Raw genomic sequence first — 11,002 nt, 5'->3', positions numbered from 1 at the left:
TGGCAAAACCCAACACCGGTATGATGCCTGAGATGCCGACGAAGCCAAACACAGGCATGATGCCCAATACGGCGAACCAGTCCAACACCGGCGCCATGCCTTATGTGGCAAAACCGAACATCGGCGCGATGCCTGAGATGCCGGCGAAGCCGAATACAGGCATGATGCCTAATACGGCGAACCAGTCCAACACCGGCTCGATGCCCTACGTGGCAAAACCGAACATCGGTGCGATGCCGCACATGGACAATCCCAAAATGGGACTGATGCCGGAGATGATGAAACCGAACGCCGAAGCCGATATGACGGGCTGTGGCTACAAAAACGGCGAGCTGCCGCCCTGCGCGCCTCTGGCCGCCGGCTTTGTGCCGTGGCAGGCGAAAAACTCGCCAAAATACGAGAGCACCGAAGCCCTCACCAGAGGAACCCTGTTCCCCGGGCTTGACCTGCCGTTCAAGGACATCGCCAATAAGACGAATCCATACGCCGGAACGCCGCTGGGCGACTTCATGGCCCTCGGCTTCGTTATCAAAGAACTCAATCTCTATCTGGACACGCACCCGAACGATAGAGACGCCCTCGACATGTTCCAGCAGCTCAACAAGCTCATGCGGGAGGGGCGGGAGAAAATCGTAAAGATGTACGGTCCGCAGACGATCATGGATATCATGTCCGGCGACAAATACACCTGGATCGACAATCCATGGCCATGGGAATACACAGAAAAGGGGGCCTCTGACAACAATGTTTGAGTATCAGAAAAGGCTTCAATACCCCGTTAAGATCGCCACGCCAAATCCGGCGCTGGCAAAATTCATTATTTCGCAGTACGGCGGCCCGGACGGAGAGTTGGGCGCGTCGCTCCGCTATCTCAGCCAGCGTTACTCCATGCCGTACCCCGAGCTCAAGGGGCTGCTCACCGATATAGGTACCTCGTTTCCGCAAATGTACGGCGGCCTGGCGAGACGGTATGTCGAAATCAGCGGGACGCGTTACCGCAGAGATTTTTCCGAAAGCAGGAATCAATGTGATCGTTGACGATCCCGACTGCCTGAATGTGGGAATAGACCGTAATAGAACCCAAAAATTTAAAGCCGCGGGATTTTAAATCCTTACTGATTTTGTCGGACAGTTCCGACGTCGCCGGCAGTTCCACGATGCTCTGATAGCTGCCTGCAACCGGCTTGCCGCCCGTAAAGCCCCAGATGTAGCTGTCAAAGCTGCCGAACTCCTTTTGAATCTCCAAAAACCTCCGTGCGTTGTTTACAGAGGCTTCGATCTTCATCCTGTTTCTGATGATCCCGGGATCGGACAGAAGCTCATTGATCTTCGCTTCATCGTATTTCGCGACCTTTTCCGGGTCGAAACCATCATAGGCGGCACGATAATTCTCCCTTTTCCGAAGGATGGTCAGCCAGCTCAGGCCGGACTGGGCCGACTCCAGCACGAGAAATTCAAAATGCTTTTTGTCATCGTGGACCGGGACGCCCCATTCCTCATCGTGATATCGGACGTACAATTCGTCCGTACCGCACCAGCCGCATCTGGTGATATTGCCGTTTATCATCGCCGCGCTACTCCACCACACCGAAGATGAGCGGCAGCGCGTCGGGCTTTGTATCACGCATCAGTATCGCGCGGTCCAGATAGGCGCGGGCGTCGGCCAGGCGCTTCCTGTCTGAGGTGTACAACACCGCGACCGGCTCCCCGGCGCTGCAGCGGCCTCCTGTTTTCTTTTTCAAGATAATGCCCGCCGTGTGATCGATGTCGTCGCCGGCCTTTTCCCTGCCGGCGCCCAGCGCGGACGCGGCCTTGCCGATAAGCTCGGCATCCATGTGCGAAATGTATCCGTCCGATGGGCACACGTAGTCCTCCCGGACGACCGCCGTGCCGAGAAGGCTTCTGTCCTCTATAAAGCGGCTGTCGCCGCCCTGCGCTTCGATCCACTCCCTGAATTTATTCAGCGCCTTGCCGCTGTCAAGGGCGTCTTTGACCTTCAGGAGGCTCTCTTCATAGCTCGAGCCGCCGAAAAGGCACGCCATCCGCGCCGCCAGTGCTGTGCAGACGTCCACAAGGTCCGCGCTGCCGCGGCCTGAGAGCACGTCAACGGCCTCCAGGACCTCCAGCGCGTTGCCAACGGCATTTCCAAGGGGCAGGTCCATATTCGTCAAAACGGCCGAAATGCGCCGCCCGGCCAGTTTCCCGATCTCCACCATCGTTTCAGCCAGCTTCTTGGCGTCGTCCACCGATTTCATGAACGCGCCGCTGCCGAATTTGACGTCCAGGACGATGTTCTTTGAGCCGGCGGCCAGCTTTTTGCTCATGATGCTCGAGGCGATGAGAGGGATGCTGTCGACCGTCGCGGTCACGTCCCGGAGCGCGTAGATCTTTTTGTCCGCCGGCGCGATATGGCCGGACTGCCCAATGACGGCCACGCCGACCTTCTCCACCTGGGAGATGAATTCCTCCCGCGTCAGCGTTGTCTTATAGCCGGGAATCGACTCCAGCTTGTCCACCGTGCCGCCGGTATGCCCGAGCCCGCGGCCCGACATTTTGGCTACCTTTCCGCCCAGCGCGGCGACGATCGGCGCCACGATCAGCGTCGTCTTATCGCCGACGCCGCCGGTCGAGTGCTTGTCCGCCGTCAGCGCGCCGAACATACTGAGGTCGACGCTTTCGCCCGATTCCGTCATCGCCATCGTCAGCGTCGTCAGCTCGCGCTTGTCCATGCCGTTTAAAAAGATTGCCATGAGCAGCGCCGACATTTGATAATCGGGAATATCCCCCTTTGTAAAGCCGTCGACGGCAAACCGGATTTCTTCGTCCGTCAGCTTATCCTTATCGCGTTTTTTCTGGATGATATCGTAGATACGCATAGCGTCCTCCCGCCGCGCCTTAAGGCGCATATCGTCATTTTTGCAGTCGATATATCTTACCACATTATGCCGCCAAAGTTAAGCCTTATGTAAAGACGGCGCGGATCGTCCCGGGCAATTCCTTCAAACGAATATCCATACCGCCGCCCGGGCGGACCCCGGCGCGCTCGACGAGCTCCAGATAAAATCCGTCGTCACCGCGGCCATCGGCCAGGCCGCCGGCGATACCGGCACATTCCCCCGCCGCATCCCGATCTTGCGCCGCGGCAAGCTCGAGCCGCCGGGCTTTCAGCTTTGTCAGATTGGCCCCGTAGGCGTCTTTAAGCTCAAGGTACGCTTCCCTGCCGATATCACCCGCGATATATGCGTCGGCAAGCCGGAAGGTTTTTTTCTCCAGCACCGCGATTTCCGTGCCGATCGACGCAAGCGCGCCGTCATGGTTTCCGAGGGTGCGCCGGAGGATTTGAGCAAAGCCGTAAAGCAGCCTATCGCTGCGCTGCCCGATGATAAACCGGCGGACACCGCCGACAATCAGGTCCTCCCCGACCTGCCGGCGCTTGCCGAAGCAAAGACACGTCGGGACCCAGACGCGGTACGGCATCCCGTCCCGCCTTTTGCGCGTCCGGCACAGATAAACGGCGCCGCAGCCGAGGCAGACGACTTTGCCGGAAAGGGCATACCGCGAGCCGTGGGCCGAAGCCTTGCCGCCGGATGAGCGCCGCCGGAGCTCCGCCTGTGCTTTTTCCCAGGTTTCCCTGTCAATGATCGCATCATGGTGGTCCTGGATATAGATCATATCGTTCTCGTCCCGGTTGACCGTTTTTTTATGGGTCAGATAGTCCGGCGTGATGGTTTTCCGCTGCTTCAGGTCGCCGCAGTATTTTTCGTTTTTCAGTATCTTCAGGACGGCGGCACCAGACCAGACCGCGCCGCCGCTTCCCGTCTCGGCGCCGCGGCGCGTCAGCGTGTCGGCAATGCCCCGCGCCCCCAATCCTTCGCGGACATACATGTCGAAAATTGCCTGGACCGTCTCGGCGCCTTTCGGTTCCACACTGATTGTCCCGCCGCGGACGTCATAACCCAAAAGACTCCGGCCGAAAACGACGCCGCGCTCCATCTTCCGCCGCTGCCCCCACTTGACGCGCTCGCTGGTCTTCCGGCTCTCCTCCTGGGCCACCGACGCCATGATGCCCAGGCGCAGCTCGGCGTCCGGGTCCAGCGTCGATATGCCGTCGCTCAGGAATACGACGGCGACGCCGAAGCTTTTCAGGAGCCTCGTGTAAGAGACGGCGTCCAGGATGTTCCTTGAGAAACGGCTGACCTCCTTTGTCAGCAAAAGGTCGAGCCGGCCAGCCCGCGCGTCGTCGATCATGCGCAAAAAGTCCGTCCTGTCGGCGGTCGTCGTCCCGGTGATCCCCTCGTCGGCGTAAATTTCGGCCATCGTCCAATCCGGGCGGCTTTCGATATACTGCTGAAAAAAGAGCTTTTGGCTCTCAAAGGAATTGATCTGATCCCGCAGGTCCGTGGAAACGCGGCAATAAGCAGCCACGCGCATCACGGCCGTTTCTCCTGAAGCAGGCGCAGTCCGTTTTTGTACTGCGTTTCGGTCAGCTTTCCGCGCTGCTTCAAAAAAAGCAGCAGCTGACTCTGAAAATGCCGGACAAAAGCGTCGTCTCCATGAATATCGGGACCGCTTTCGATGTAAAGCTCTTTTTTTGCCATCGGAACCGCCTCCATCACAGCGTATTCCGATAAGCGCGCCGGCTTGCATGTCCCGCTGAAATTTCGTACGATTCCGAGAACGATCCAGGTACCGAGGAACTGGGCCACCTGGAGATGATCGGCACCATCGTCCATCAGCTGACGCGCGATATGACGCCGGAAGACGTCAAGGCCGCCGGGATGGAAGGATATTTCGTCGACCATACGGCGGGCGTCTATCCGCAGTTTGCATCAGGCACGCCCTGGACGGCGGCGACGATGCAGGTTTCCGGCGACACCATCGCCGACCTGACAGAGGATATGGCGGCGGAGCAAAAAGCGCGCAAAACATACGACAACATCCTGAGACTGTCGGATGACCCCGACGTCAACAACGCCATTCGCTTCCTGCGCGAGCGCGAGGTCGTCCACTTCCAGCGCTTTGGCGAGGGACTGAGGCTGACCCAGGAGCGGCTGAACCAAAAGAACATTTATGCCATTAACCCCAGCTTCGATAGGGCCGAGAAATAAGCAAAGTACCGCCGGCGGAAGCCGGCGGTACACTTTTATTTTCAGAGGTCTGACTTTACTTAAAATCCACGGCGTTGCCCTTGTCAGCGACACAGACATAGGTTTTGCCTGTCCCGAAAACGAGGGGTTTGCCGTCTTCCCGCGTGAAGACAAACTGACTGGAATTGTTCTTTCTGGACCATTTGATCTCCTCGTATTTCCCGCCGCAGATAAAAATGCCCGTCCCGCTGCCGACGGTATCCACATCGATCCGACCCTTGTCGTCACCGGAGATGACCTTGATGCGGGTTTTTAAAACGAGAACATTCGTCACGCCGACTTTTGTTTTATCATTGCCGTCGATATAGTCTTTTTTGTATTGCGTGATATAGTAGAGCTTATCGGCGTCGGAATAGGTGAAGACGGTCGTCTTGGAGGAGGAAAAATGTACCGTGACGCTCTCCGCCGCCAGTCCCCCGGCCGGCGCGGCTTTATCGGAAAAGGTCATGCTGCTTTTAAATCCGTCGTTATGCACGAGGCGGACGCCGTACGTGGGGAGGAACTTTTGTATCAGCGCGCTGGTGGAAACGAGACTGTGCTCGTAGCCCATTTTGAGCCTGCTCTTATCTCTGTAAAAGATGTCCGTTTTACCGCCGTTGACGCCGTCGAGATGGGTGATACCGATCAGCTTCAGCTCGGTGTACGCGTCGGGGCTGCCGCCGGCATGGATATACACGGCGTCATATCCGTTGGCGATATCAACGAAGTACGGCCGCGCGCTCCGGATGCTGCCGATCTCACCGGCCTGTGAAACGTCCTGAAAAATCGCCATCATGCGCGTGATGCCGCCCTCCACGAGGATCTCATAGATAATATCGGCCTTTGAAATGCCGAGCTGCGGCTGTGCCGTGCTCAGATTGTTGATCATGATCGCGTAGGGGCGGTTGCTGATGACGGACGCATCTGCGGGCAGACCGGTAAGCGGATCGACCGGCCCGCTGTACGGCGTCGGAGAGGCGGACGGTGAGGCGCTGGCCGGTGTGCCGGACGGCGACACGCTTACGGACGTCGAGGGCGACGCCGACTGGGCTGGATCCCCGGCCAGGTATTTGTCCCCGCCTCTGTTGGCGATAATAATAGCTACCAGGGCAACCGCCACCACAAGGACGGCGGAAAGCGCTATCCAAAAAGCTTTCAATCTATCACTCCCATGATTTTATCTTTAATGCTGCTGTTCTGTCTGAAATTTTTACGTAAATCATATTGCTACTGTACGAACCCGTTTTATTGTACTATAATCAATTCAATCTGAAATATGTCTCGTGGAGGATGGTACCGGATGGAAGAGCGTCTCGGTTTTATACGCGAAAAACTTGATATCAAGATTCTCATACTTTTTGTTTTGAGCCGCCTGACCGAGCCGGTCACCTTTGAAAAGCTCAGCGAGCTTGTCCTGTGCGACGAGGGCATCACCTACTTTGATTTCGCCGAGTGCGTCGACGAGCTCGTTAAAACAGAGCATATCGTCAGCGACGGCCATACATACGCCATCACAGAAAAAGGTAGGCGAAACGGCGAAATCACCGAAAACAGCCTGCCCTTCTCCGTGCGCCTCAAGGCGGAAAAAAGCACCGACGAGCTGCGGTACCAGATGGGCCGGAAATCGATGATCTCCGCAAATCACGTCATCCGCCGGAAAGGCGGCTATACGGTGGAGCTTTCCCTCTCCGACGGCATCAGCGACATCATCTCCATGAAGCTTTACGCCGCCAATGAAACGCAGGCCCAGGCCCTTGAAGACGGCTTCATAAAAAACGCGGAGGATATTTACAATAATATCCTCAAGCTGATTCTGGACGAATAAACCGCCTTACGCCGCGATAAAAGCCGCATGACAGCATGCGGCTTTTTGTTTTATGTACCTCAAGCGCGCGGATGGGACTTGTTGTAAACGTCCTTGAGCTGCTTTTTGACAAGCTGCGTGTACACCTGTGTCGACGAAATGTCCGCATGGCCCAGCATCTCCTGCAGCGAACGAAGATCGGCCCCGTTTTCCAGCAGATGGGCGGCAAAGGAATGGCGCAGCGTGTGCGGCGTGATTTCCTTTTCGATGTGCGCTTTCTCCTGATAATGCTTAATGATCTTCCAGAAGCCCTGACGGGACATCCGCTCGCCGCTCATATTGACGAAAAGCGCCGGCTCGGCCGGAAACGCCAGCATCTGGTGCCGGACAAGCGTGATATAATCGCTGAGCGCCTTGATTGCCGCGGGATACAGGGGAATCATACGCTCCTTTTCGTTGCCGCGGCAGCAGATGAGTCCGGTGGACAGATTCACGTCGTCCTTGTTGAGTGAGATAAGCTCGCTGACGCGGATGCCCGTGGCATACAAAAGCTCCAGCATGGCCTTGTCCCTGTAACCCTTCATGTCCGTGCACTCGGGCTGCTCCAAAAGCAGCTCCACCTCGCGGTTTGTAAGGATCTGCGGCAGCTTCTTAACGGTTTTGACCGTCTCGATGTTGTGCAGGGGGTTCACCGTGATCTTGCCGTAAATCAGAAGGTAGCTGAAAAAGCATTTAAGGGATGCCACGGACCTGGAGATTGTCGCCGTCGATTTACCGTTTTTCGTCATCCAGTCTATGTAACGCTCGATGTCCGCTTTGCAGACATCGCACACGTCGTTCACCTCGACGGATTCTTTCGTGCCGCAATACATGAAAAATTGACTGATATCACGTATATATGAGGACAGTGTGTTTTTAGACGCATGTTTCTCATCCGTCAGGTATTTCTGAAACTCAGATATATACGCAGAATCAATCAAGGTTTGTCCCTCCTGTTAAATGCGCGACGCAGCATAGCTTATAAGGTGCGGTGTCACATATAAATCGATCAGAGCCGCCGCGAGCAGCACTGCCAGGCAAATACCGCAGCGGGCAAAAAACCTGCTGTTAAACGGTGACGCCCCGGCTTTCTGGCTCTTAAATACGGCTATACGGAAAAAGGCCAGCGAGGCCGAAAAAGCGTCGACGGACAGAACGAAGAAGCACGGAATTGTGATCAATGTGTTCGCACCGAATATCGCCAGCGCCAGAGCGACGCCCTTCCCTCCCAGGACTCGGACGACCATCGCGGCGGAAAAACTGAGAAAAAAGCCCCGAAAAGCCGACAAAACCGGGAGAAAAAAGACGCCGATGACAGAAAACCCGAGGGCAATCGCCAGCAGATTGTATTTGAAAGTATCGATGACGGCGGAGAAAAAATCTCGTTTGACGGAATTGCCCGTCAGAAAGAACGACATAAAGGAAGAAAAGTAATTGTTCAGCCTTGTCCCGTCATTGACAAAGCCGGCTGTTACCGTCCCGGCAATGCAACCACATAAAAACAGAACGCCGCACAGCACGAGCCCGGCCCGGCTGAAGGATTCATCGTGCAGCGATATCACAAAAAATCTTTTGTTCATTCAAATCACCCCATATAAAATATGGGACAAGACTTGAAAAAATGACATCAACATGCATCGATAAAATTCGTCTGTGCACTTTAATATAGTACAAACAACTCAAAGAATCAACAACTACATTCGAAATTTCATATTTTTGTTAATTATGTCCATTTGTTATGTCTATAACTTTATGTAAACTTAACGCTTGGTAATATTGACCAAGCTGATTGCCGGACGAGAACCAATATGTAGTGCCTGCTTTCCAGTCCGGCACTAGATTTCGTCATGCTATATCGTATTATGTATACTTAAAAAATATGCGCCTATAGATATGTCCAGTCAAAAAGATCCGCCGTAACGCCTTTATGAGGCGTGCTTATGTTTTTTACGCTTCAGATTTACAAGTCCGCCGATGATCCCGCCCGCGATGAACGCGACCAGAAGCGACGGCGTCAGGCGCCCGCCTGGGCCGCCGGAAAACAGCGCGCCGACGAAGGTGAGCAGGAACATCAGCGCGCCGACGGTAAGCCCAACAGTTATGATCTTCGCCCGATGCCGTTTGACAGCCACAACGGCACCGATCAGCGCGCCGACGAAGGACGCCCCGACTGTAATGTGCCGCATGAGGTCCTCGGAAATTTTGCCCGAGGCCACAACCGAGGCAAAAATTGCGAATACAATAAACGTGAGGAGAAATCCGATTGCCGTGCCGAGAAGGACGCTGACGGCAAACCCGCGGCCAAGGCCCTTTTTGTCATCGTTTTTATGCATAAAACATCGCCCTCCAGGTGAATAGTTTGTACCACATACTATTCGCCGGGAGGGCTTAACATGACCGTTATTTGCGTTATTTTGGCTGCTCCTGCGTCGCCTTGCCGACGGTTGAAATCGCCCATTTTGCAACCTGGACACGCACTCTGTCCTCGCCCGTTTCAAATGTCACTGTTTCGTTATTGCAGGCAACAACCTTGCCGACAATACCGCCGATGGTCGTTATGTCGTCGCCGACCGACAACGAGCTGCGCATGTCAGCGAGCTTTTTCTTTTTTTTATTTTCGGGGCGGATGAGGAAGAAATAAAAAACGACAACGAGCACGACGATCATGATGATCGTTGTCCCATACTGCCCGAATGCGCTGGTCGTGCCGGCCGCGGCGTCGAGTATCAGTCCGAAATGAGACATTTTGAACCTCCATCAAATTGTAATGTTAGAATTATACTTTCCACTTTTTAAAAAAGCAAGTACATTTCTGAAAACTATATCCTGTTTGACAATATTTCGGCATGGCGCGCCCTGAAGGCGTGGAATTCTCCGCAGTCCAGGGCATCGCGAATTTTCTGCATCAGAGCGTTATAGAAATACAGATTGTGCATGACGGCCAGCCGGAGCGCCAGCATCTCTTCCGCCTTGAACAAATGGCGCAGATACGCCCTTGAGTACCGCTGACAGACGGGGCAGGCGCACGTTTCGTCTATAGGGCGGCTGTCGCCGGCGTGTTTTTCGTTGTTCATGTTGATCACGCCGGACCAGGTATAGAGATGGCCGTGGCGGCCATTCCGCGCCGGCATGACACAGTCGAAGAAATCGACGCCGCGCGCCACGCCTTCAAGGATGTTAGCCGGCGTCCCGACACCCATCAGGTAACGCGGCTTGTCCGCTGGCATGTGCTCTTCAACCGTCTCGATGATATCGTACATCTCGCCCACCGTCTCGCCGACGGCAAGGCCGCCGATGGCGTATCCCGGCAGGTCCAGCTCGGCGATCTGCCGCATATGGCGTATCCGAAGCTCGGGAAACACCGCGCCCTGATTGATCCCGAAGAGCAGCTCTCCCCTGTTCACAGCGTCGGGCTGTTCCATCTGGCGGCGCATCTCGTCACGGCAGCGGACGAGCCAGCGGTATGTCCTGTCGCAGGATTTCTCCACATAATCCCTCGGCGATGGAATCTCGACGCACTCGTCAAAGGCCATAGCGATATCCGAGCCGAGATTGGCCTGGATGCGCATACAATCCTCGGGCGACATGAAGATGCGCCGCCCGTCGATGTGGGAAGAAAACGTCACGCCCTCCTCGCTGATTTTCCGAAGCCCAGCCAGCGAAAAGATCTGAAAGCCGCCGCTGTCGGTGAGGATCGGTCTGTCCCAGGACATGAACTTATGCAGCCCTCCCTGCGCGCGGATGAGCATATCGCCGGGCCGAAGGTGAAGATGGTAGGTGTTCGACAGCTCGATCTGGCAGCCGATGCGCTCCAGGTCCTCCGACGAAAGCGCGCCCTTGATGGCCGCCTGCGTACCCACGTTCATAAAAACAGGCGTCTGCACAACGCCGTGCGCCGTCGTAAATTCTCCCCTTCTGGCTCTGCCCTCTTTGGCAATCAATCTAAACATTCTGTAACCTCATTAAAATACTGTTATATCATAGCTTTTTAAAGCTATGATATGTGGCCGTTCGCGCTCGGAGAGCGCGAGGC

General features: G+C 55.5%; 13 protein-coding genes and 1 pseudogene. 4 read left to right on the top strand and 10 right to left on the bottom strand.

Annotated elements, in window-relative coordinates; all coding sequences use genetic code 11:
* Together BUB60_RS19450 and BUB60_RS20480 are read left to right on the top strand one after the other, a co-directional pair.
* A partial coding sequence (locus BUB60_RS19450; RefSeq protein ID WP_084726129.1) for a spore coat protein CotJB occupies positions 1 to 752 on the top strand: 752 nt, incomplete at its 5' end.
* A pseudogene (locus tag BUB60_RS20480) lies at positions 745 to 933 on the top strand (manganese catalase family protein); the annotation flags it as partial. The gene BUB60_RS19450 and the pseudogene BUB60_RS20480, both read left to right, overlap by 8 nt.
* A 46-nt stretch (positions 934 to 979) precedes the next feature.
* On the opposite strand, the gene BUB60_RS00385 reads toward BUB60_RS20480, so the two are convergent.
* The 4 genes from BUB60_RS00385 to BUB60_RS20435 all read right to left on the bottom strand — a co-directional run bounded on the left by BUB60_RS00385 (position 980) and on the right by BUB60_RS20435 (position 4,598).
* Positions 980 to 1,567 (bottom strand): DNA-3-methyladenine glycosylase I, encoded by a 588-nt coding sequence (locus tag BUB60_RS00385; RefSeq protein WP_200796587.1) that lies wholly within the window; start codon positions 1,565 to 1,567, stop codon positions 980 to 982.
* Positions 1,568 to 1,574: 7 nt separating this feature from the next.
* Entirely contained in the window at positions 1,575 to 2,876 is a 1,302-nt protein-coding gene (locus BUB60_RS00380; RefSeq protein WP_073076232.1) for a thymidine phosphorylase, read from the bottom strand.
* 85 nt (positions 2,877 to 2,961) lie between these two features.
* Positions 2,962 to 4,431 (bottom strand): recombinase family protein, encoded by a 1,470-nt coding sequence (locus BUB60_RS00375; RefSeq protein ID WP_073075672.1) that lies wholly within the window; start codon positions 4,429 to 4,431, stop codon positions 2,962 to 2,964.
* Positions 4,431 to 4,598 (bottom strand): hypothetical protein, encoded by a 168-nt coding sequence (locus BUB60_RS20435; protein WP_207650755.1) that lies wholly within the window; start codon positions 4,596 to 4,598, stop codon positions 4,431 to 4,433. Before BUB60_RS20435 ends, BUB60_RS00375 begins: the two co-directional genes overlap by 1 nt.
* A gap of 60 nt (positions 4,599 to 4,658) precedes the next feature.
* Between BUB60_RS20435 and BUB60_RS00370 the strand changes: the two genes are divergently transcribed.
* Positions 4,659 to 5,108 carry a manganese catalase family protein gene (locus BUB60_RS00370; RefSeq protein ID WP_073075671.1) on the top strand — a complete coding sequence of 150 codons (450 nt, stop codon included), beginning with the start codon at positions 4,659 to 4,661 and terminating at the stop codon, positions 5,106 to 5,108.
* A 55-nt stretch (positions 5,109 to 5,163) separates the two neighbouring features.
* Here the strand turns inward: BUB60_RS00370 and BUB60_RS00365 are convergent, their stop codons facing one another.
* A complete protein-coding gene (locus tag BUB60_RS00365; protein WP_073075670.1) occupies positions 5,164 to 6,285 on the bottom strand; it encodes a DUF3048 domain-containing protein in 1,122 nt (373 codons plus the stop codon).
* Positions 6,286 to 6,426: 141 nt separating this feature from the next.
* Between BUB60_RS00365 and BUB60_RS00360 the strand changes: the two genes are divergently transcribed.
* The gene (locus BUB60_RS00360; protein ID WP_073075669.1) at positions 6,427 to 6,951 is read left to right on the top strand and encodes a DUF4364 family protein; all 525 of its coding nucleotides are present in this window, start codon (positions 6,427 to 6,429) and stop codon (positions 6,949 to 6,951) included.
* A gap of 59 nt (positions 6,952 to 7,010) precedes the next feature.
* Here BUB60_RS00360 and xerD read toward each other — a convergent pair whose 3' ends face one another.
* From xerD to tgt, 5 genes are all read right to left on the bottom strand, one after another.
* A complete protein-coding gene (xerD, locus tag BUB60_RS00355) occupies positions 7,011 to 7,910 on the bottom strand; it encodes a site-specific tyrosine recombinase XerD (RefSeq protein ID WP_242941100.1) in 900 nt (299 codons plus the stop codon).
* A gap of 15 nt (positions 7,911 to 7,925) precedes the next feature.
* Positions 7,926 to 8,549 (bottom strand): stage II sporulation protein M, encoded by a 624-nt coding sequence (locus tag BUB60_RS00350; protein WP_073075668.1) that lies wholly within the window; start codon positions 8,547 to 8,549, stop codon positions 7,926 to 7,928.
* 345 nt (positions 8,550 to 8,894) lie between these two features.
* A complete protein-coding gene (locus BUB60_RS00345) occupies positions 8,895 to 9,302 on the bottom strand; it encodes a TIGR04086 family membrane protein (RefSeq protein WP_073075667.1) in 408 nt (135 codons plus the stop codon).
* Between the two features lie 76 nt (positions 9,303 to 9,378).
* Complete coding sequence (yajC, locus tag BUB60_RS00340; RefSeq protein WP_084726124.1) at positions 9,379 to 9,714, bottom strand: preprotein translocase subunit YajC; 336 nt, start codon at positions 9,712 to 9,714, stop codon at positions 9,379 to 9,381.
* A 74-nt stretch (positions 9,715 to 9,788) separates the two neighbouring features.
* Entirely contained in the window at positions 9,789 to 10,919 is a 1,131-nt protein-coding gene (gene tgt, locus BUB60_RS00335) for a tRNA guanosine(34) transglycosylase Tgt (RefSeq protein WP_073075666.1), read from the bottom strand.
* Positions 10,920 to 11,002 lie beyond the last annotated feature (83 nt).

Origin of the sequence: Sporobacter termitidis DSM 10068, assembly GCF_900130065.1 — a bacterium.
Classification (GTDB): Bacteria; Bacillota; Clostridia; order Oscillospirales; family Oscillospiraceae; genus Sporobacter; species Sporobacter termitidis.
This window is presented reverse-complemented; position numbering and strand designations above follow the sequence as displayed.

Bases quoted from the DNA above. Each gene is read 5' to 3' on its own strand.
- BUB60_RS00385 (WP_200796587.1), bottom strand. From the start codon at position 1,567: ATGATAAACGGCAATATCACCAGATGCGGCTGGTGCGGTACGGACGAA.
- BUB60_RS00380 (WP_073076232.1), bottom strand. From the start codon at position 2,876: ATGCGTATCTACGATATCATCCAGAAAAAACGCGATAAGGATAAGCTG.
- BUB60_RS00375 (WP_073075672.1), bottom strand. From the start codon at position 4,431: ATGCGCGTGGCTGCTTATTGCCGCGTTTCCACGGACCTGCGGGATCAG.
- BUB60_RS20435 (WP_207650755.1), bottom strand. From the start codon at position 4,598: ATGGCAAAAAAAGAGCTTTACATCGAAAGCGGTCCCGATATTCATGGA.
- BUB60_RS00360 (WP_073075669.1), top strand. From the start codon at position 6,427: ATGGAAGAGCGTCTCGGTTTTATACGCGAAAAACTTGATATCAAGATT.
- BUB60_RS00350 (WP_073075668.1), bottom strand. From the start codon at position 8,549: ATGAACAAAAGATTTTTTGTGATATCGCTGCACGATGAATCCTTCAGC.
- BUB60_RS00345 (WP_073075667.1), bottom strand. From the start codon at position 9,302: ATGCATAAAAACGATGACAAAAAGGGCCTTGGCCGCGGGTTTGCCGTC.
- yajC (WP_084726124.1), bottom strand. From the start codon at position 9,714: ATGTCTCATTTCGGACTGATACTCGACGCCGCGGCCGGCACGACCAGC.
- tgt (WP_073075666.1), bottom strand. From the start codon at position 10,919: ATGTTTAGATTGATTGCCAAAGAGGGCAGAGCCAGAAGGGGAGAATTT.